The following is a 23,718-nucleotide window of genomic DNA, read 5'->3' as shown; positions in this document are numbered from 1 at the left end:
CAAGGGCGTGGTGATCCCGCACCAGAACGTCGTGCGGCTCTTCACGCGGACCGACCAGTGGTTCGGCTTCGACGAGTCCGACGTGTGGACCCTCTTCCACTCCTACGCCTTCGACTTCTCCGTCTGGGAGCTGTGGGGTCCGCTGCTGCGCGGCGGCAAGCTCGTCGTGGTGCCGCAGGACGTCAGCCGCTCCCCGCGCGACTTCCTGCGGATGCTGCGCGACGAGCGCGTCACGGTCCTGAACCAGACCCCGTCCGCCTTCTACCAGCTCATGCGGGCCGACGAGGAGGAACCGGGCACGGACCTGGCCCTGCGGTACGTGATCTTCGGCGGTGAGGCACTCGACCCGGGACGGCTCTCGTCCTGGTACGACCGGCACGCCGACGACGCCCCCGTACTGGTCAACATGTACGGCATCACCGAGACCACGGTGCACGTCACCCACCAGGCGTTCGACCGGGTCACCGCGGCCGCCACCGCCGCCAGCGTCGTCGGCGTCGGCATCCCCGACCTGCGCGTCTACGTCCTCGACCAGGGGCTCCAGCCCGTCCCGGCAGGGACCACCGGCGAGCTGTACGTCGCCGGAGCGGGCCTGGCCCGCGGCTACCTCGGCCGCCCCGGGCTCAGCGCGCAGCGGTTCGTCGCCGACCCCTACGGCGCTCCCGGCACCCGGATGTACCGCACCGGAGACCTGGCCCGCCGGGCCGCGGACGGCACGCTGTCCTACTTCGGCCGGGCCGACGACCAGGTGAAGATCCGCGGCTTCCGGATCGAGCTCGGCGAGATCGAGTCCGCCGTCCTCGGGGCGCCGGACGTCACCCAGGCCGCCGTCGTGGTCCGCGAGGACCAGCCCGGTGACCTGCGGCTCACCGCCTACCTCGTCGGCGGCGACACCGACCGCGCCCGCGACCACGTCGCGGCCGTGCTGCCCGCGCACATGGTCCCCGCCGCCTTCGTCACGCTGGAGAAGCTGCCGCTCACCCCGAACGGCAAGCTCGACCGCAAGGCCCTGCCCGCTCCGGCCCTGTCCGGCGCCGCGGAGGGCCGACGGCCGCGCAACCCGCGCGAGGAACTCCTCGCGGTCCTGTTCGCCGACGTGCTGAGCGTGGACCGGGTCGGGATCGACGACAACTTCTTCGCCCTGGGCGGCCACTCCCTCCTCGCCACCCGGCTGATCAGCCGCATCCGGTCCGCGATGGGCGTGGAGGTGCCCGTCCGGGCCCTGTTCGAGACGCCGACCGTCGCCGGGCTCGCCGGCTGGACCGACCAGGCGGGGGAGGCCAGGCCCGCCCTGGTGCCGATGGAGCGCCCCGAACGGGTGCCGCTCTCCTTCGGGCAGCGCGGACTGTGGTTCCTCAACCGGCTCGAAGGCCCCAGCTCGACCTACAACGTGCCGCTCGTCATGCGGTTCTCCGGACCGCTCGACGTGCCGGCTCTGCACACCGCCCTGCACGACGTGGTCGCCCGCCACGAGGGGCTGCGCACCCTCTTCCGCGAGGCCGACGGCACCCCGTACCAGCACATCGTGCCCGCGGACGAAGCGGTGGTGGAGCTGACCCTCGTCGAGGTCGACGACGAGCGGCACCTGGAATCGGCCCTGGCCGAGGCCGCCCGCCACCACTTCGACCTGGTCACCGAACTGCCCATCCGCGGCACCCTGTTCCGGCTCGCCGGGGACGAGCACGCCCTGCTGCCGCTCATGCACCACATCGCCAGTGACGGCTGGTCGGAGACCCTGCTCGGAGACGACCTGTCCCTCGCCTACACGGCGCGGGCCGCCGGCCGCGCCCCCGACTGGGCGCCGCTGTCCGTGCAGTACGCCGACTACACCCTCTGGCAGCGTGAGCTGCTCGGCCGCGAGGACGACCCCACCAGCGCGATCTCCCGCCAGCTCGCCTACTGGACCGAGACCCTGCGCGGCCTGCCCGAGCTCGTGGACCTGCCCACCGACCGGCCCCGCCCGCCGGTGGCCACCTACGGCGGCGCCGAGGCGCCGCTGCGCCTGGACGCCGCGCTGCACGACGCCCTGCTGCGGCTCGCCCGCACGGCCAACACCACGCTGTTCATGACCATCCAGGCCGGTCTGGTCGCCCTGCTGAGCCGGCTCAGCGGCGGCACCGACATCGCCATCGGCACCCCCGTCGCGGGGCGCACCGACGAGGCGCTGGAAGACCTGTTCGGCTACTTCGTCAACACGCTCGTGCTGCGCACCGACGTCTCCGGCGACCCCACCTTCCCCGAGCTGCTCGACCGGGTCCGGGAGACCGACCTGGCCGCCTTCGCGCACCAGGACGTGCCCTTCGAGCGGCTCGTCGAGGTGGTCAACCCCGTCAGGTCGCTCGCCCGACACCCGCTCTACCAGGTCATGTTGACCTTCGAGAACTTCGACGAGGTCACGCTGGCCGTCCCCGGCCTGGAGACCCGCCTCGAAGACGTGGTCGGCGACGCCTCCAAGTTCGACATGGACGTCCGCCTCCAGGAGCGCTACGGCCCGGACGGCGAGCCGGCCGGCATCGTCGGCGAGATCGAGTACGCCACCGACCTGTTCGACCGGGCGACGATGAACGCCTTCGGCGACCGCCTCATCCGGCTGCTCACCGCGGCCGCCGCCGACCCCACGGCACCGGTCTCGGCCTTCGACCTGCTCGCCGAGGGCGAGCGCGACACGGCGCTCGTCGACGGCGAAGGACGGGCCGTGCCCCCCGGCGTCGTCGCCACGCTCCCCTCCGGAGAGCTGGCGCGCCGCGCCCCGGACGGCGCCATCGAGCCGCTCGGCCGCCCCGAGGACGTCCGCGTGGTGCGCGGCTTCCGCGTCATCCCCGCGGAGGTCGCCGCCCGGCTGCGCGAGGTCTTCGCGGACGCCACCGTCGTGGCCGGCTCCGCCCGGGTCGTCGCGTACGTCGTCCACGACGGCGACGCGACCTCCGCACGGCGCCTCGCCGAGTCCGTGCTGCCCGACTACCTGATGCCCGCCGCGTTCGTCGTCGGTGCGCGGATCCCCGACGAACTCCCGGCCGAGGACCTCGCCGCCGCCGTCGTGCGGCGCGCCCCGCGCACCCTCGCCGAGGAGATCATCGCCGGCATCTTCGCCGAGACCCTGGGCGTCGCCGCCGTCGGCATCGACGACAACTTCTTCGACCTCGGCGGCCATTCGCTGTCCGCGATCCGGCTGCTCAGCCGGATCCGGTCCCAGCTCGGGGCGGAACTGACCGTCCGCTCGCTCTTCGCCGAGCCGACGGTGGCCGGACTCGCCACCCGGATCGACGGCGCGGCCCCCGACCGGCCCGCCCTGGTCCGCAAGGAGCGCCCCGCGCGGGTGCCCCTCTCCTTCGCCCAGCAACGCCTGTGGTTCCTGCACCGGCTGGAGGGCCCGAGCACGACGTACAACGTGCCGCTGCTGATCCGGCTCACCGGAGCGCTCGACGTCGCCGCCCTCGAAGCGGCGCTGGGCGACGTCGTGGCCCGGCACGAGACGCTGCGCACGGTCTTCCCGTCCGACGCCGACGGCACCCCGTACCAGCGGGTGCTCGGGGTCGACGAGGCCCGGCCCGTACTGATCACCGGTGTCGCGGGGCCCGCCGAGGCGGCCCGGCACACCTTCGACCTCGACCGCGAACCCCCGCTGCGCGCCACCCTGTTCAGCGACGGGCCGGCCGAACACCGGCTGCTCCTGCTGGTCCACCACATCGCCAGTGACGGCTGGTCGACCGGGGCGCTCGCCCGTGACCTGTCGGCCGCCTACGCCGCCCGCCGGGCGGACCGCGCGCCGCGCTGGCCCGGACTGCCGGTCCAGTACGCCGACTACACGCTGTGGCAGTCCGAACTGCTCGGCTCCGAGGACGACCCGGACAGCGTCGTCAGCGGCCAGCTGACGTGGTGGAAGGACGCCCTCGACGGCATTCCCGAGCTGCTGCCCCTGCCGACGGACCGGCTGCGGCCCGCCGAGGCCACCCACCGCGGAGTCGAGGTCGCCATCCGCGTCCCCGCCGAACTGCACGGTCGCCTCCAGGCGGTGGCGCGGGAGACGAACACGACCCTGTTCATGGTGGTGCAGTCCGCCCTCGCCCTGCTGCTGTCCAAGCTGGGCGCCGGATCCGACGTCCCGATCGGCACGCCGATCGCGGGCCGGACGGACGACGCCCTCCAGGACCTCGTCGGCTTCTTCGTCAACACCCTCGTCCTGCGCACCGACGTGTCCGGGTCCCCGTCCTTCCGCGACCTGCTGGTCCGGGTCCGCGAGGCGGACCTGGCGGCCTTCGCGCACCAGGACGTGCCCTTCGAGCGCCTGGTGGACGTGGTCCGCCCCGGCCGTTCGCTGGGGCACCACCCGCTCTTCCAGGTGATGCTCGTCTTCGAGAACGACGACGAGGGCGACTTCGCGCTCGCCGGTCTGGACGCCGCCTTCGACGAGGACGTCGAGATGGGCGCGGCCCGCTTCGACCTGACCCTGCACGTGCAGGAGAAGGTCGGCGCGGACGGGTCCGCCGAGGGCATCGGCATCGACCTGGAGTACGCCGAGGACCTCTTCGACGCGAGCACGGCGCAGCGGATGGCCGCGCAGTTCACGCACCTGCTGGAGACGGTCGCCGCCGACGCGGACGCCGTCGTGGACCGGATCGCCCTGCCGCACGCCGTGACCGGCCGCGACGCGGGCGCCTCGGTGGCCACGCCGACCCTGCTCGAACTGATCGGCGCGCACCCGGCGGACGCCGTCGCGCTCGTCGACGCGGACGTCGAGACGACCTACGGACAGCTGCTGGCGCAGCCGCCCGCCGGGATCCTGGCCGCCGTCGTCGCCGGCGAGCCCCTCGTCCTGCGCACCCGCACCGGTACCTCCGTCGTCGTCCCGCAGGACGTCGTCGCGGCCCGGATCGCGGCCCGTCAGGCCGTCCACGGCCTGGACGCCACCGACCGGGTCCGCTCGGCCGCCGAGCCGGGGACCGTGGGCGAGATCGACGAGCTGCTCTGGCCGCTCACCGCCGGCGCGACCGTCGTGCGCGGCGACCGCGCGGCCGCCCTGGCCGCGGCCTCCCCGCAGGGAGCCACCACGCTGCACGTCACGCCCTCCGAGCTGGCCGTGCTGCTCGCCGACCCGGCGCTGGCCCAGGCCGGTCTGCGGCGCGTGCTCTGCTCCGGCGAGGCCCTGGCCGAGCCGCTCCAGCGGGCCTGGTTCGACGCCGTGGACGTCCCGCTCTGGTACGGCTACGCACTGACCGAGGCCGCCGGCACCGTCACGGAACGCGCGTGCGATCCGGACGACTGGGACACCGTGGTGCCGCTCGGCGCCCCGCTGCCCGGCACCGTGCTGTACGTGCTCGACGCGGGCCTGTGCCCGGTCCCGCCGGGCGTCGTCGGCGAGCTCCACGTCGGCGGGCCGCTGCTCGGCTCCGCGCCGACGGTGGTCGCCGATCCCTTCGGACCGGACGGCGCGCGGATGGTCCGCACCGGCGACCTGGTCCGCTGGAGCGCCGAGGGCGAGCTGGAGTTCGTCGGGGCGCCGCTGCCGCTGCCGGGCTTCACCGTCCGGCCGACGCGGCTGGAGGCCGTCCTGGCCGAGCACGACGACGTCGCCCGGGCCGCCGTGGCGGTGCGCGACGGGTCCCTCGTCGCGTACCTGGTCGCGGCCCCCGGCGCCACCGTCGCGCCCGGCGCCGTCACGGCCTTCGCCCGGGCCACCCTGCCCGACCACCTGGTCCCGGCCACCGTGGTGGTCCTGGACCGGCTGCCGCTCACCGCCAGCGGCCGGCTGGACCGCGACGCGCTGCCGGTGCCCGGCCCCGCGGACACCGCGGCGGACCGCGGCCCCGCCAGCCCGGCGGAGCAGATCCTCCAGGGGCTCTTCGCCGAGGTGCTCGGCGTCGACCGGGTCGGCGTCGACGACGGGTTCTTCGAACTCGGCGGGCACTCGCTGCGCGCCACCCGGCTGATCAGCCGCATCCGTACGGCCTTCGGCGTCGAACTCCCCGTGCGTGCGGTGTTCGAGTCGCCGTCGGTGGCGGGGTTGGCGTTGCGTGTGGTGGGTGCGGAGGTGGCGCGTCGGGGGTTGTCGGCGGGTGTGCGTCCGGGGCGGGTGCCGTTGTCGGCGGCGCAGCGTCGGTTGTGGTTCCTGCATGCGTTGGAGGGTCCGTCGGCGACGTACAACGTTCCGTTGGTGTTGCGGTTGGAGGGTGAGTTGGACGCGGGTGCGTTGGAGCTCGCGGTGGGTGATGTGGTGGGTCGGCACGAGAGTCTGCGGACGGTGTTCGCGGCGGTGGATGGTGTGCCGTATCAGCGGGTGGTGCCGGTGGCGGACGCGGGTGTGGTGTGGGAGGTGGTGGAGGTCTCGGAGGAGGGGCTGTCCGCTGCTGTGGATCGTGCTGCGGGGTATGCGTTCGATCTGTCGGTGGAGTTGCCGTTGCGGGTGTCGTTGTTGCGGGTGGGTGAGCGGTCGTGGGTGTTGGTGGTGTTGATGCATCACATCGCTTCCGATGGTTGGTCGTTGGGTCCGTTGGCTGATGATGTGTCGGCTGCGTATGTGGCGCGTGTGGGTGGTGGGGTGCCGGGTTGGGCTCCGTTGCCGGTGCAGTACGCGGATTACGCGTTGTGGCAGGCGGAGGTGTTGGGTGACGAGAGTGATCCGTCGAGTCCGGCCGGCCGCCAGATCGACTACTGGCGCACCGCGCTCCAGGGCGCTCCCGCACTGATCGAGGTTCCGACGGACCGGCCCCGCCCCGCGGTGGCCTCCTACCGGGGCGCCGCCGTCGACCTCCACCTCGACGCCGCGTTGCACGGCCGTCTGCTGGCCGTCGCCCGCGCCTGCGGGGTGACCCCCTTCATGGTGGTCCAGGCCGCCGTCGCGGTCCTGCTCTCCCGGTTGGGCGCCGGTACGGACGTGCCCCTGGGCACGGTCGTCGCGGGCCGCTCGGACCAGGCCCTGGACGCGCTGGTGGGCTTCTTCGTGAACACGCTGGTGCTGCGCACGGACGTGTCCGGGGATCCCTCGGTGCGCGAACTGCTGGGTCGGGTGCGGGAGACGGACCTGGCGGCCTACGCACACCAGGACGTCCCCTTCGAGCGACTGGTGGAGGTCGTCAGCCCGCAGCGGTCGATGGCACACCACCCGCTCTTCCAGGTGATGGTCGTCTTCGACAACAACAGCGAAGCGACCCTCGAACTGCCCGGACTCACGGTGAGCGAGGGCGACTCCACCACGACGGTGTCGCAGTTCGACCTGTCCTTCTCCCTCTTCGAGCGCCACGACGCCGACGGCCTGCCGGCCGGAGTCAGCGGTGAACTCGAATACGCCTCGGACCTGTTCGACGGGGTGAGCGCCGAGGCGCTGGGCGAGCGGTTCGTCCGGGTGTTGGAGGGGCTGGTCGCGGATGTGGACGGTCGTATCTCGCAGGTCGAGGTGCTCTCGGCCGGTGAGCGCGGCCGGGTGCTGGAGGAGTGGGCCGCCCACGCCGGCGCTTCGGTGGAGCGTGCGTCCTTCCCGGAGTTGTTCGAGGCGCAGGTGGCGCGGGATCCCTCCGCGGTCGCTCTGGTCTTCGAGGACGTGGAGCTGACGTACGGCGAACTGTCGTCTCGGGTGGATGCCTTCGCGGGGCATCTGGCCTCGTGCGGGGTGGGTCCGGAGTCGGTGGTGGCGGTGGCGCTGCCGCGCTCGGTGGAGCTGGTGGTGTCGCTGCTGGCGGTGCTGCGGGCGGGCGGCGCGTACGTGCCGGTCGACCCGGACTACCCGGCCGACCGCGTCGCGTACATGCTCTCCGACTCCCGACCGCTGCTGCTGATCACCGACACCGCGACCCTGCCGCGACTCGGCGGGCACCCGGCGACGGTGCTCCTCGTGGACGAGGTGGAACTGTCCGGCGCGCTGCCTCCGCAGACGCGCCCCGGACCGGACCACCCGGCCTACGTGATCTACACCTCGGGCTCGACGGGCCGCCCCAAGGGCGTCGTCGTGACGCACGGCGGCATCGCCTCCCTGGCGCGGGCCCAGCAGGACGCCTTCGGCGTGGGCCCGGGCAGCCGGGTCCTCCAGTTCGCGGCGCTCAGCTTCGACGTGTCCTTCTGGGACAACGTGATGGGCCTGCTGTCGGGGGCGACCCTGGTGGTCGCCCCGGCCGAGCGGCTGATGCCCGGTCCCGACCTGGCCGCGCTCTGCGCCGAACAGGCCGTGACGCACCTGACCATGCCGCCCGCGGCGCTGGCCGTCCTCGCGGACGACGCGCTGCCCGCCGGTACGACCCTGATCGTGGCGGGCGAGGCCTGCGCACCGGAACTGGCGGCGCGCTGGTCGGTGGGGCGCCGGATGGTCAACGCCTACGGCCCGACCGAGACGACCGTCATCTCCACCATGAGCGCCCCGCTGTCGGACGGGGCGGTCGTGCCGATCGGACGTCCGATCGTGGGCACGCGGACGTACGTCCTGGACGCCGCGCTGCGTCCGGTCGCCCCCGGTGTCACGGGTGAGCTCTACGTCGCGGGTGCGGGTCTGGCCCGCGGCTACCTGGGCCGCCCCGGACTGACGGGCGAGCGGTTCCTCGCGGACCCCTACGGCCCCGCCGGCTCGCGGATGTACCGCACCGGCGACCTGGTCCGGTGGACCGCCGACGGCGAGATCGTCTACCTGGGACGGGCGGACACGCAGGTCAAGCTGCGCGGCTTCCGCATCGAGATGGGCGAGGTGGAGTCCGCGGTGCTCGCCGTGGACGGCGTGTCGCGGACCACCGCGGTGGTCCGCGAGGACCGCCCGGGGGACCGGCGCCTGGTGGCGTACTACGTCGGCGACGTCGACCCGGTCGCGGTGCGCGCCCAGGTGGCCGCCACGCTGCCGGAGTACATGATCCCGTCCGCCCTGGTGGCCCTGGACGAGATCCCGCTGATGCCCAACGGCAAGGTCGACCGGGCCGCGCTCCCCGCGCCCCGGTGGACCACGACGGCCGCGAGCGGCCGCCGGCCCGCCGACGCCCGCGAGGAACTGCTCTGCCAGATCTTCGCCGACGTCCTGGGGCTGACCGCGGTCAGCCCGGACGACAACTTCTTCGACCTCGGCGGGCACTCGCTGCTCGCCACCCGCCTGGTGAGCCGGATCCGTTCGGCGTTCGGACGGGAGCTCGGCATCCGTGCGGTGTTCGAGTCGCCGTCGGTGGCGGGGTTGGCGTTGCGTGTGGTGGGTGCGGAGGTGGCGCGTCGGGGGTTGTCGGCGGGTGTGCGTCCGGGGCGGGTGCCGTTGTCGGCGGCGCAGCGTCGGTTGTGGTTCCTGCATGCGTTGGAGGGTCCGTCGGCGACGTACAACGTTCCGTTGGTGTTGCGGTTGGAGGGTGAGTTGGACGCGGGTGCGTTGGAGCTCGCGGTGGGTGATGTGGTGGGTCGGCACGAGAGTCTGCGGACGGTGTTCGCGGCGGTGGATGGTGTGCCGTATCAGCGGGTGGTGCCGGTGGCGGACGCGGGTGTGGTGTGGGAGGTGGTGGAGGTCTCGGAGGAGGGGCTCTCTGCTGCTGTGGATCGCGCTGCGGGGTATGCGTTCGATCTGTCGGTGGAGTTGCCGTTGCGGGTGTCGTTGTTGCGGGTGGGTGAGCGGTCGTGGGTGTTGGTGGTGTTGATGCATCACATCGCTTCCGATGGTTGGTCGTTGGGTCCGTTGGCTGATGATGTGTCGGCTGCGTATGTGGCGCGTGTGGGTGGTGGGGTGCCGGGTTGGGCTCCGTTGCCGGTGCAGTACGCGGATTACGCGTTGTGGCAGGCGGAGGTGTTGGGTGACGAGAGCGATCCGTCGAGCCCGGCCGGCCGCCAGATCGACTACTGGCGCACCGCACTGCACGGCGTACCGGAACTGATCGAGCTCCCCCTCGACCGACCGCGGCCGCAGACCCCGTCGTACCGCGGTGGAGTGGCCCGGTTCACCACCGACGCCGCCCTGCAGGAGCGCCTGTCGGAGGTGGCCCGCACCTGCGGGGTGACCCCCTTCATGGTGGTCCAGGCCGCCGTCGCGGTCCTGCTCTCCCGGTTGGGCGCCGGTACGGACGTGCCCCTGGGCACGGTCGTCGCGGGCCGCTCGGACCAGGCCCTGGACGCGCTGGTGGGCTTCTTCGTGAACACGCTGGTGCTGCGCACGGACGTGTCCGGGGATCCCTCGGTGCGCGAACTGCTGGGCCGGGTACGGGAGACGGACCTGGCGGCCTACGCACACCAGGACGTGCCCTTCGAGCGCCTGGTGGAGGTCGTCAGCCCGCAGCGGTCGTTGGCCCACCACCCGCTCTTCCAGGTGATGGTCGTCCTCGACAACAACAGCGAGGCGGACTTCGCCCTCCCCGGCCTCGACGTCGGCTTCGAGGGCGTCGACCTGAACGTGGCCAAGTTCGACCTCACCTTCCACCTGGAGGAGACCCCCGACGGGCTGTTCGGAGAGGTCCAGTACGCCTCGGACCTGTTCGACGGGGTGAGCGCCGAGGCGCTGGGCGAGCGGTTCGTCCGGGTGCTGGAGGGGCTGGTCGCGGATGTGGACGGTCGCATCTCGCAGGTCGAGGTGCTCTCGGCCGGTGAGCGCGGCCGGGTGCTGGAGGAGTGGGCCGCGCACACGGGCGTGCTGGAGGAGCGTGCGTCCTTCCCGGAGTTGTTCGAGGCGCAGGTGGCGCGGGATCCGTCCGCGGTCGCTCTGGTCTTCGAGGACGTGGAGCTGACGTACGGCGAGTTGGCGGCGCGGGTGGATGCCTTCGCGGGGCATCTGGCCTCGTGCGGGGTGGGTCCGGAGTCGGTGGTGGCGGTGGCGCTGCCGCGCTCGGTGGAGCTGGTGGTGTCGCTGCTGGCGGTGCTGCGGGCGGGCGGCGCGTACGTGCCGGTCGACCCGGACTACCCGGCCGACCGCGTCGCGTACATGCTCTCCGACTCCCGACCGCTGCTGCTCGTCACCGACGGCGCGACGCTCCCCGGGCTCGGCGAGAGCGCCGTTCCGGTGGTGCTCGTGGACGAGGTGGATCCGTCCGGCGCGCTGCCTCCGCAGGTGCGCCCCGGACCGGACCACCCGGCCTACGTGATCTACACCTCGGGCTCGACGGGCCGCCCCAAGGGAGTGGTGGTGCCCCACGGCGGCCTCGCCTCCCTGGCGCGGGCCCAGCGGGACGCCTTCGGCGTGGGCCCGGGCAGCCGGGTCCTCCAGTTCGCGGCGCTCAGCTTCGACGCGGCGGCCTGGGAGATCGTGATGGGCCTGCTGTCGGGGGCGACCCTGGTGGTCGCCCCGGCCGAGCGGCTGATGCCCGGTCCCGACCTGGCCGCGCTCTGCGCGGAGCGGTCGGTCACCCACGTCACCCTGCCGCCGACGGCGCTGGCGGTCCTGCCCGAGGACGCGCTGCCCGCCGGTACGACGCTCGTCGTGGCGGGCGAGGCCTGCGCGCCGGAGCTGGTGGCACGCTGGTCGGTCGGGCGCCGGATGATCAATGCCTACGGCCCGACCGAGACGACGGTGTGCGCGACGATGAGCGCCCCGCTGTCGGGCGAGGTCGCACCGCCGATCGGACGTCCGATCGCGGGGGCGAGGGTCTACGTCCTGGACGCCGCGCTGCGTCCGGTGGCCCCCGGTGTCACCGGTGAGCTGTACGTCGCGGGTGCGGGTCTGGCCCGCGGCTACCTGGGCCGTCCCGGACTGACGGGCGAGCGGTTCCTCGCGGACCCGTTCGGCCCCGCCGGCTCGCGGATGTACCGCACCGGCGACCTGGCGCGCTGGGACGTCGAGGGTGAACTCAGCTACCTGGGACGGGCGGACACGCAGGTCAAGCTGCGCGGCTTCCGCATCGAACTGGGCGAGGTGGAGTCCGCGCTGAACGCCGTGGACGGCGTGGCGCGGGCGACCGCGGTGGTCCGTGAGGACCGCCCGGGCGACCGGCGCCTGGTGGCGTACTACGTCGGCGACGCGGATCCGGTCGCGGCGCGCGCCCGGGTCGCGGGCGGGCTCCCGGACTACATGGTCCCGGCCGCCCTGGTGGCCCTGGACGAGATCCCGCTGCTGCCCAACGGCAAGGTCGACCGGGCCGCGCTCCCCGCGCCCCGGTGGACCACCACCAGCAGTGGGCGTCCGCCGGCCGGCCCGCGCGAGGAACTGCTCTGCCGGATCTTCGCCGACGTCCTCGACCTGCCCGCCGTCGGCCCCGACGACAGCTTCTTCGACCTCGGCGGCGACAGCATCATGTCGATCCAGGTGGTCAGCCGGGCCCGCTCCGGCGGACTCCTGCTGACGACCCGGGACGTCTTCCGGGAGCGCACTCCCGCCCTCCTGGCGCAGGTGGCGACCGCGGTCGCGACCACGGTCGAGGACCGGGACGCGGGTACCGGCACCTTCGCCCCCACCCCGATCATGCGCTGGCTGGAGGACTACGACGCCACCGACGGGTTCAACCAGTCGATGACCGTACGGGTCCCCGCGGGGCTGGACGAGCGGGCACTGGCCGAAGCCGCCCGGGCGCTGGTCGACCACCACGACGTCCTGCGACTGCGCCGCCACGAGGACGGCACGTACGAAGTGCGCGAGCGCGGCACCGCGGCGGTCTCGATCCGGCGGGCGGGCCCGGGCGACGGCGAAGCCGCCGAGTCGGCCCGCCGGGAGCTGTCCCCGACGGCCGGCGAGGTCTCGCGGTTCGTCTGGTTCGACGCCGGACCGGACACACCGGGCACGTTGCTGATCACCTTGCACCACCTGGTCGTGGACGCCGTGTCGTGGCAGATCCTGCTGCCCGACCTCGCCGCCGCCTACGCGGCGGCCGCGGCGGGGCGGACTCCCGCACTCGACCCGGTGCTCACCTCGTACCGCACCTGGGCGGGCCACCTGGCGGCCGCCGACCGGCGGGCCGAACTCCCGGTGTGGCAGGAGATCGCCGCCACCCCGGACCCGCTGCTCGGCACGCGGCGGCTCGACCCGGCGCTCGACACGGCCGCCACGGCCGAGGAGTTCGAGCTGACCCTGGCGGCGGACGTCACCGAGGCGCTGCTCACCCGGATCCCGACGAGCGTGAACGGCACCGTCACCGACGTGCTGCTCTACGGGCTGGCGACGGCGGTCGCGGACGTGCGCGGCGCCGGACCGGTCCTCGTCGACCTGGAGGGTCACGGGCGCGAACACGTCGCCGACGGGGTGGACACCTCCCGGACGGTCGGCTGGTTCACCAGCCTCTACCCGGTCGGCCTCCACCCGGAGGGCCGCACGCCGACCGACCGGCTCAAGCGGGTCAAGGAGCAGTTGCGGGCCTTCCCGGACAACGGCGTCGGGTACGGCATCCTGCGCCACTCGGGCGACGCGCCCGAGCTGGCCGTCGCACCGCAGATCGGCTTCAACTACCTGGGCCGGTTCGGGGACGGCGAGGACACCGGCGCCGACTGGCAGACCGTCGACGGGCCGACGCCCGCGCCGCGGTCGCCGCGGATGGCGATGACGCACGCGGTGGAGATCACCGCGGTGACCGAGCACCGCGGGGGCCGCCCGCACCTGGTCGCCACCTGGGCCTGGGCGTCCGGACTGCTCGCCGAGCCCGACGTACGGGCGCTGGCGCGGGCGTGGTTCGACGCGCTCACCGCGCTCGCGGACGAGCGGCCGGACACGGTCGGGCTGACGCCTTCCGACCTGAGTGACGACTTGACACAGAGCGAGATCGACAGCCTTGAGGCTGAACTGGGGGACTGGTAATGAAGCGCTCGCGCCTCGAAGACGTACTGCCGTTGACGCCGTTGCAGGAGGGACTGCTCTTCCACTCCCTCTACGACGACGAGGCGGTGGACGTCTACAACACCCAGCTCGTGCTGGAGCTCTCCGGTGAGGTCGACGCGGCCCTGCTGCGCCGTAGCGCCGGAGCCGTCCTCCAGCGGCACGCCAACCTCAGGGCCGGATTCCGGATGCGGGCGAACGGCCGCCCGATGCAGATCATCCCGCGGGAGGTGGCGCCCGGCTGGTCCGAGTCGACCCTCGCGGCCGGGGAACTGGACGCGTTCCTGACGGCCGAACGGTCCACCCGGTTCGACCTCGCCCGCCCGCCGCTGATCCGGTTCCACCTGGTCCACCTCGGGCCCGACGAGCACCGGCTCGTGGTGACCAACCACCACATCCTGCTCGACGGCTGGTCCGCGCCCCTCCTGGTCGGTGAGCTCTTCGAGGTCTACGAGGCCGGGGGCAGCGCCGACGCGCTGCCCCGGGTCACCCCGTACCGGGACTACCTGGGCTGGATCGGCCGCCAGGACGCGGCCGCCGGGGCCACGGCGTGGGGATCGGCCCTGGCCGGCCTCGACGGGCCGACCCTGGTGGCCCCCGGCGCCCCCGCGGGCACCGTACTGCCCGAGCGGATCAGCGCCGAGCTGTCGCCCGGGGCCACCGCGCGGCTGGTCCGGCTGGCCGCCGAGCGCGGCCTGACCGTGAACAACCTGGTGCAGGGCGCCTGGGCGATGGTGCTCGGGCAGCTCACGGGCCGCGACGACGTCGTCTTCGGCGCCACGGTCTCCGGCCGCCCGGCCGCCCTGCCCGGCGTCGAGGGGATGATCGGCCTCTTCATCAACACGCTCCCGGTGCGCGTGGGGCTCGACCCCGCCGTGCCGTTCGCCGAGGCCGTCGGCGCCCTCCAGCGGCAGCAGGGCGACCTGCTCGACCACCACCACGTCAGCCTCGCCGAGATCAAGCGGGCGGCGGGCGCGGGAGAACTCTTCGACTCGATCCTCGTCTTCGAGAACTACCCCTTCGAGGAGGCGCAGGAGGCGGCGGACGCCGGGGCGGAGCTCCCGGAGAAGCTCAAGGTCACCGACATCGACGGCGGCGGTGCGACCCACTACCCGCTCACCCTCGTCACCGGGGTCCTGGGCGACCGCCTCGTCCTGCGGCTCGACGTCCGTCCCGGATCCTTCGACCGGGCGCGGGGCGAGGCCATCGCCGCCCGGTTCCTCCAGGTCCTGGACACCGTCGCCGCCGATCCCGACCGTCTCGTCGGGCGCATCGAGGTGACCCTGCCCGCCGAGCGCACGCAGGTCCTGGAGACCTGGAACGCCACGGACCTGGACCTGCCGTCCGCCGTCCTGCCCGAGCTGCTCGACGCCCAGGCCGCCCGCACCCCCGACCGGGTCGCGCTCGTCATGGAGGGCGCGCAGGTCAGCTACGGCGAACTGCACGCCCGGGCCAACCGGTTGGCCCGCCACCTCGTCGGCCGGGGCGCGGGCCCCGGCGGGCTGGTGGCCCTCGTCCTGCCCCGCTCGGTGGACCTCCTCGTCGGGCTGCTCGCGATCGTCAAGACGGGCGCGGCGTACCTGCCCGTGGACGTGGGCTACCCGGCCGAGCGGATCGCCTACATGCTCGACGACGCCGCCCCGATCTGCGTGCTGGACGCCGCCCTGCTGGCCGAGGTGGACGCGGGGGCGCCGGCGGACGCGCAGGCGCCGGCCGACACCCCGCTCACCGACGCGGACCGGCTCCGCCCGCTGCACCCGGCCGACCCGGCGTACGTCATGTACACCTCCGGCTCCACGGGCCGCCCCAAGGGCGTCGTCATCCCGCACGTGGCGGCCGTCAACCGGCTCGACGGCATGCAGCGGGCCTACCGCCTGGCCGCCGACGACCGGGTGCTGCAGAAGACCGCGACCAGCTTCGACGTGTCCGTCTGGGAGTTCTTCTGGCCGCTGCTGCAAGGCGCCACGATGGTGATGGCCAAGCCGGACGGGCACCGCGACCCCGAGTACCTCGCCGAGCTGATCCGCGCCGAACGCGTGACGACCGTGCACTTCATCCCCGCCGTGCTCGCCGCCTTCGTGCAGACGCCGCAGGCCGGCGACTGCACCAGCCTGCGCCGCGTGTTCTGCGGCGGCGAGGCGCTGCCCGCGGACCTGCACCGGACCTTCCGCGACCTGCTCGGCATCCCCCTGCACCACCTGTACGGCCCGACCGAGGCCACCGTCGACGTCACCGCGTGGCACGGCGGGCAGGAGATAGGCCCCGGCAACGCGCCGATCGGCTTCCCCGTGTGGAACACCCGCGTCCACGTGCTCGACCGGGCGCTGCGCCCGGTTCCGCCCGGCGTCGTGGGAGAGCTGTACCTCGCGGGCGTCCAGCTCGCGCACGGCTACTTCAACCGGCCGGGCCTCAGCGCCGAGCGCTTCGTCGCCGACCCCTTCGGCCCGGCGGGCTCGCGGATGTACCGCTCCGGCGACCTCGGCCGGTGGAACCACGACGGCTCGATCCAGTTCGAGGGCCGGGCCGACCGCCAGGTCAAGGTGCGCGGCGTCCGCATCGAGCTGGACGAGATCCGCGCCACGGCGGCCGAACTGCCCGAGGTGGGCCAGGCCGTCGTGACCGTGCTCGACGAGCGCCTCGTCGCCTACGTCGTGCCCGCCCGGTCCGGCCCGGCCGCCGACGCCCCGGCCGCCGACGACCTGGCCCGCACGGTCCGCGAGCACCTGGCCGCACGGCTGCCCGAGGTGCTCGTACCCGGCGCGGTCGTCCTGCTCGACGCCCTGCCGCTGACCCCCAGCGGCAAGCTCGACACCGCCGCCCTGCCCGCACCCGAGTTCACGGCCGCCCCCGCGGGGCGGGCCGCGACCACTCCGCAGCAGGAGATCCTCTGCGGCCTGTTCGCCGAGGTCCTCGGCCTGCACCGGGTCGGCGTCGACGACGACTTCTTCGCCCTCGGCGGGCACTCGCTGCTCGCCACCCGGCTGGTCAGCCGCATCCGGTCCACCTTCGCCGTCGAACTGCCCATCCGCGCGCTGTTCGAGGCGCCGACCCCGGCCGCGACGGCGGCCCGCCTCGACACCGCGGCCGCCGCGCGCCCGCCGGTCCTCGTCCGTCCCCGCCCGGAGCACCCGCCGCTGTCCTACGCACAGCGACGCCTGTGGTTCCTGGACCGGCTGGAAGGCCCCGGCGCCACCTACAACCTGCCGATCGCGCTGCGCCTGACCGGGCGCCTGGACCGCGCCGCGCTGCACGCCGCGCTCACCGACGTGGTCGAGCGGCACGAGGCCCTGCGGACCGTCTTCCCCGACTTCGCGGGCACGCCCTACCAGCGGGTCCTGCCCGCCGAGGTCGACCTGAGGACCGAGCCCTTCTCCCCGCGGGCCCTCGACGAAGCGGTCGCCCGCGCCTTCCACCTGGAGCGCGAGGCCCCGCTGCGCGTCACGCTCTTCGCGTCCGGCCCCGAGGAGCACACGCTGCTGCTGCTCCTGCACCACATCGCCGGTGACGGCTGGTCCGCCGCGCCGCTCGCCGCCGACCTCGCGACCGCCTACGCGGCCCGCTGCGCCGGCGAGGAGCCGGGATGGGCCGCACTGCGCGTGCAGTACGCCGACTTCGCGCTGTGGCAGCAGGAACTGCTCGGCGGCGAGGAGGACCCGGACAGCCTCATCGCACGCCAGCTCGCCTACTGGAGGACCGCACTGGCCGGCGCCCCCGAACTCCTCGAACTGCCCACCGACCGCCCGCGTCCCGGGGTGGCCGGGACCGGCGGCGGTGTCGTGGAGCTGTCCGTGCCGGCCGAGGCCCACGCGGCGCTCGCGGCACTGGCCCGCGACCACCAGGCGAGCCTCTTCATGGTGGTCCAGGCCGGCATCGCGGCCCTGCTGACCCGCATGGGCGCCGGACCGGACATCCCCCTGGGGACGGCGATCGCGGGTCGCACCGACGAGGCGCTCGACGACCTCGTCGGGTTCTTCGTCAACACGCTGGTGCTGCGCACCGACGTCTCGGGCGATCCGTCCTTCGCGGAGCTGCTGCGCCGCGTCCGCACGGCCGACCTGGGCGCCTACTCCCACCAGGACGTGCCCTTCGAGCGGCTGGTCGAGGTCCTCAACCCGGCCCGGTCGCTCGCCCACCACCCGCTCTTCCAGGTGATGTTGACCTTCGCGAACACCGCGGGCGGCGACTTCGACATGGCCGGGCTGGAGGTCGAGCGGGAACAGGTCGGCGGCGACAGCGCCAAGCTCGACCTGTCCTTCTTCCTCTCCGAGGAGCACACCGAGGACGGCCGTCCCGACGGCCTGCACGGGGCGATCCAGTACGCCACCGACCTGTTCGACGCCGAGACCGTACGGGCGATGGCGGACCGCCTGGTCCGGCTGCTCACCGCGGCCGCGGCCGACCCGACCCTGCCGGTCGGCGACCTGCCGGTGCTGTCCGCGCAGGAGCGCCACGACGTGCTGGTCGGCTGGAACGACCCCGGCCGCGACGTGCCCCGCACGACCGTGCCCGAGCTGTTCGCCGCGCAGGCGGCCAGCACCCCCGGGGCCCTGGCCGTGGTCTGCGGGGACGACCGGGTCACCTATGCCGAACTGGCCGACCGGGTCGAGCGGTTGGCCCGGACCCTGGTCGCGCGGGGCGCGGGCCCCGAGACGTTCGTGGCGATCGCCCTGCCGAAGTCCGTCGACCTGGTGGTCGCGGTGCTCGCCGTCTTCCGCGCCGGGGCCGCCTACCTCCCGCTGGACCCCGACCACCCGGCCGACCGGCTCGCCTTCGTCCTGGACGACGTCGATCCGCTGCTGGTGCTGACCACCACGGCGACCGCGCTGCCCGGCACCCGACCGCGCCTGCACCTGGACGAGGACGCCCCGCACGGGGACGGGGGCGCCGACGCGCCGCTGCCGGAGTTCGTACCGGACGGCGCCGCCGCCTACGTCATCTTCACCTCCGGTTCCACCGGCAGGCCCAAGGGCGTGGTGGTGGAGCACCGCTCGCTCAACGCGTACCTGGCGTGGGCCCGTGGCGCCTACGACTCCGTCGAGCGCGGTGCGCTCGTGCACTCGCCGATCTCCTTCGACCTCACCGTCACCGGCGTCTTCGCCCCCCTGACGGCGGGCGGCGCGGTGGACCTCGTCGACCTGAAGGGCGACGCCCCCGCTACGCGGCCCGCCTTCGTCAAGGCCACCCCGAGCCACCTGTCGTTGCTGCTGAACCTGCCGGACGCCTTCTCCCCGACCGAACAACTGGTCCTGGGCGGCGAGTCGTTGATGGGCGAGCTGCTCGACGAGTGGCGCCGGCGCCACCCCGGCGTCACCGTGGTCAACGAGTACGGGCCGACGGAGACGACCGTGGGCTGCACCGAATACCGCATCGCCCCCGGCGACGCCGTCCCCAGCGGTGTCATCACCATCGGCCGGCCGGTGTGGAACACCCGGATGTACGCGCTCGACGCGAAGCTGCGCCCGCTGCCCGTCGGCGTGACCGGCGAGCTGTACATCGCCGGCGACCTGGTCACCCGCGGCTACCTCAATCGGCCCGGCCTCAGCGCGACCAAGTTCGTGGCCGACCCCTACGGCCCCGCGGGCTCGCGGATGTACCGCTCCGGCGACCTCGGCCGGTGGAACCGGCACGGCGAGCTGGAGTTCGTCGCCCGCGTCGACCACCAGGTGAAGCTGCGCGGCTTCCGGATCGAGCTGGGCGAGGTCGAGTCGGCCGTCGGCGGCCACCCGGAGGTGACGCACGCCGCCGCCGTGGTGCGCGAGGACCGGCCGGGCGACAAGCGCCTGGTGGCGTACGTGACGCCCGCCGGGGTCGACCTGGACGCCGTCCGGGCGTACGCCGCCGAGCGGTTGCCCGAGTACATGACGCCGTCCGCCTACGTGGCGCTGGACCGGCTGCCCTCCACCGGCAACGGCAAGTTGGACCGGGACGCGCTGCCCGCGCCCGAAGAGGCGGTCGCGGGGGCCCGGGGTCCCCGGGACGCCCGCGAGGAAGCCCTGTGCGCGATCTTCGCCGAGAGCCTGGGCGTGGCGGGCGTCGGCGTCGACGACGTCTTCTTCGACCTCGGCGGGCACTCGCTGCTCGCCGCCCGGGTCGTCGCCCGCGTGCGGGACGAACTCGGCGTCGAGGTCGGCATCCGCACCCTCTTCGAGGCGCCCACCGTCGCCGGCTTCGCCGCGCGGATCGCCGCGTCGGGACCGCCCGACCGGCCGCGACGGCCCGCGCTCGCCCCGCGCCCGCGACCCGAGCGGGTGCCCCTGTCGGCCGCCCAGCGCCGGCTGTGGTTCCTGTACCGCTTCGAGGGGCCGTCGCCCACCTACAACGTGCCGCTCGCGCTGCGGCTCACCGGCGAGGTCGACCGGGACGCGCTGCGGGCCGCCCTCGTCGACGTGGTGGGGCGGCACGAGAGCCTGCGCACCGTCTTCGGCGACGAGGACGGCGTGCCGTACCAGCGGATCGTGACCGACGAGCCGGTCCTGGAGGAGGTGACCGGCGGCGACGTCACCGCCGCCGCGGCGCACGCCTTCGTCCTCGACCACGAACTGCCCATCCGCAGTTGGCTGTTCACCCAGGCGCCCGACGAGCACGTGCTGCTCGTGCTCGTCCACCACATCGTCAGCGACGGGTGGTCGATGGGACCGCTGCTGCGCGACCTGGGCACCGCCTACGGCGCCCGGCGCGCCGGCCGCGCCCCGCGGTGGACGCCGCTGCCGGTGCAGTACGCCGACCACGCCCTGTGGCAGCAGGAGGTCCTCGGTGAGGAGGGCGACCCGGACAGCGTCCTGGCCGGCCAGACCGCCTTCTGGCGCGACACCCTCGCGGGGGCGCCCGACCTGCTGGACCTGCCCGTCGACCGTCCCCGGCCCGCCGCCCTCAGCCACCGCGGCGGCACGGAGCCGCTGGTGATCGGGCCCGAGCTGCACCGCGCCGTCGCGGACCTGGCCCGCCGCCGCCACGCCAGCGTGTTCATGGTGCTCCAGGCCGCGGTCGCGGCCCTGCTCGCCCGGTACGGCTGCGGCACGGACGTCCCGCTCGGCTGCGCGGTCGCCGGACGCGAGGAGGAGGCCGCCCGCGAGCTGGTCGGCTTCTTCGTCAACACGGTCGTGCTGCGCACCGACGTCTCCGGCAGCCCCTCGCTGAACGAACTCGTCGACCGGGTGCGGGAGACCGACCTGGCCGCCTTCGCCCACCAGGACGTGCCCTTCGAGCGGCTGGTCGAGGTGCTCAACCCGGCCCGCTCGCTGTCGCACCACCCGCTCTTCCAGGTGATGCTCACCCTGCAGAACCTCGACATCTCGGAGCCGGAACTCCCGGGCCTGGTGGTCCGCGGGGAGCAGGTCGATTCGGAGTCCGCCAAGGTGGACCTGGCCTTCGTCCTGGAGGAGGACGAGAGCACGGGCCTGAACGGCATCCTGCGGTACGCCACCGACCTGTTCGACCCGGAGACCGTCCGCGGCCTCGCCGACGCCTTCGTCCAGCTGCTGGCCGAGGCCGTGGCCGCGCCCGACGAGCCGCTGGAGCGGCTCGACGTCCTCGGCCCGGAGCTGGCCCACCGGCTCGTCGAGGAGTGGAACGACACCGCCCGCGAGGTGCCCGCGCTCACCTGGCCGGAGCTGTTCGCGCGCCAGGCGGCCCGCACCCCGGACCGCCCGGCCGTCCAGGACGGCGCCGAGACGCTCGACTACGCAGCCCTCGACCGGCGGGCCAACCGGCTCGCGCACCTGCTGCGCGAGCGGGGTGCGGGACCGGGGGAGATCGTCGCCCTGCGGCTGTCCCGCTCGGCCGACCTGGTGGTCGCCGTGCTCGCGACGCTGAAGACGGGGGCCGCCTACCTGCCGGTCGACCCGGACTACCCGGCCGAGCGGATCGCCTTCATGCTCGACGACGCCCGCCCGGTGTGCGAGCTCTCGGCCGCCTCCTTCCCGGTCCCGCAGGGGCTCCCGGACACGGAGCCGGTGCTCGCCCGCCACCTCGACGACGCCGCCTACGTCATCTACACCTCCGGTTCGACGGGCCGGCCCAAGGGCGTCGTGGTGACGCACCGCGGCATCGCCGGCCTGGTCGCCAACCAGGCCGAGCGCTACGGGGCCGGACCGGACAACCGCGTCGCGCAGCTCATCTCCCCGAGCTTCGACGCGAGCGTCTCCGAACTGTGCCTGGCCCTGCTCAGCGGCTCCTGCCTGGTGATCCCCCCGGCCGCCCTGGCCGGTGACGAACTCGCCGCCTTCCTCGCCGACCGGCGCATCACCCACGCGCACCTCACCCCGGCCGTGCTCGCCGGCCTGCCGCGGATCGAGCTGCCCGCCCTGCGGATGATCGTCACGGGCGGCGACGTGCCCCCGGCGGACGTGATCGCGCACTGGTCGCAGGGGCGCGGCCTCGTCAACGCCTACGGCCCGACCGAGGCCACCGTGGACGTGGCCTCCTGGGTGCACGACGCCCCCGGACGCCAGCCCGCCCCGATCGGCCGGCCCATCGCCAACGCCGGTGTGTACGTGCTCGACCGCCACCTGCGGGCCGTCCCGCCCGGTGTGCCCGGGGAGCTGTACAGCACGGGCCCCGGCCTGGCCCGCGGCTACCTCGACCGTCCCGGCCTGACCGCCCAGCGGTTCGTGGCGAACCCCTTCGTACCGGGCGCCCGGATGTACCGCACCGGCGACCTCGTCCGGTGGGAACGCGACGGCCAACTGGTCTTCGTCGGCCGGGCCGACACCCAGGTCAAGCTCCGCGGCCTGCGGATCGAGCTGGGCGAGATCGAGTCCGCGCTCGCCGAGCAGCCCGGCGTCACCCACGCCGCGGCCGCCGTCCACGGCGAACGGCTCGTCGGCTACGCGGTCGCGGCCCCGGGGGAGACCCTGGACCCCGGCGGGCTGCGCGGGCGGCTCGCCACGGCGCTCCCGGCCCACATGGTGCCCGGCGTCGTCATCGTGCTGGACGCACTGCCGCTGAGCCCCAACAAGAAGCTCGACCGCAAGGCCCTGCCCGTACCGGAGGCGCCCGGGGCGACGGCCGGGCGCGACCCGCGCAGCCTGCGCGAGGAGCTCCTGTGCGGCCTCTTCGCCGAGGCGCTCGAACTGCCCCGGGTCGGCGTCGAGGCGAACTTCTTCGAACTCGGCGGCCACTCGCTGCTCGCGATGCGCCTGGCCACCCGGATCAGTACGGCGCTCGATGTGGTGACGGACGTGCGGACCCTCTTCGAGGCGCCCACCCCGGCCCTGCTCGCTGCGCGGCTCGACGCCCCCGACGACACCGGGCCGCTCGTGGTACTGCGCCGCGCCGCGGGCCGTCCCTCGCTGTTCTGCGCACCGCCCTCCCTCGGGCTGAGCTGGTGCTACGCCGGACTCCTGCGCGGACTGCCCGACGACGTGGGCCTGTACGGCCTGCAGGCCAGGGGACTCGACGGCCCGGGACCGCTGCCGCACTCGCTGGCCGAGTGGGCGCTCGACGCCGTGGAGCAGATCCGCTCCGTGCAGCCGCACGGCCCGTACCACCTGCTCGGGTACTCGACGGGCGGCAACGTCGCGCACGCCATCGCCACCGCCCTGCAGGAACAGGGCGAGCAGGTGGACCTGTTGGCCATCATGGACGCCCGGCCGGGCGACCCCGGCCAGCAGGGCCCGGTGGAGGAACACCGGCCGCTCACCGCCGCCGACGTGCTCGCCCGGGTCAGCGACGACGCGGGCGGTGATCCCGAGGACCGCGGGGACGAGGCCGAACAGCGGGAGCGGGGACTGACGTTGGTCGAGGACGTCCTCGGCGGCGCGGCCGACGAACGGCTCTTCGACGTCATGATCAACACGATCATGGTGGTCACCGCGCACCGGCCCGCCGCCTACAAGGGCGAGGCCGCCCTGTTCACCTCCGGCGGCGCGGAGGGGGGCGAAAAGCTGGCCGCCCACTGGGCCCCCTACGTGGACGGGGAGCTGACGACGATCCCGTACGACTGCGCCCACGACGACCTGTTGGACGCGACCGTACTGCGCGACGTGGCCACCCGTATCGCGGGGACCTTCGAATGCGGCCCGGAAATGGCCGTAATAGAGGACCGATAA

At 74.0% G+C, this 23,718-nt stretch carries 2 protein-coding genes (1 of these 2 cut by a window edge); both read left to right on the top strand.

Translation table 11 applies throughout. The features are described 5' to 3' along the window. On the top strand, positions 1-13,651 hold the 3' portion of the coding sequence (locus tag ACIQWR_RS13970) for a non-ribosomal peptide synthase/polyketide synthase (RefSeq protein WP_404008207.1). 8,684 nt of this gene lie to the left of the window's left edge; 13,651 of the gene's 22,335 nt are visible here — the last part of the coding sequence; its start codon lies beyond the left edge, outside the window; its stop codon occupies positions 13,649-13,651. Continuing rightward, positions 13,651-23,718 carry an amino acid adenylation domain-containing protein gene (locus ACIQWR_RS13965; RefSeq protein ID WP_404008204.1) on the top strand — a complete coding sequence of 3,356 codons (10,068 nt, stop codon included), beginning with the start codon at positions 13,651-13,653 and terminating at the stop codon, positions 23,716-23,718. The genes ACIQWR_RS13970 and ACIQWR_RS13965 overlap by 1 nt, the downstream gene beginning before the upstream one ends.

Origin of the sequence: Streptomyces sp. NPDC098789, from assembly GCF_044759975.1 — a bacterium.
Taxonomy (GTDB): domain Bacteria; phylum Actinomycetota; class Actinomycetes; order Streptomycetales; family Streptomycetaceae; genus Streptomyces.
The sequence above is the reverse complement of the archived record's forward strand: the minus strand, read 5'-3'. Positions and strand labels throughout refer to the sequence as shown.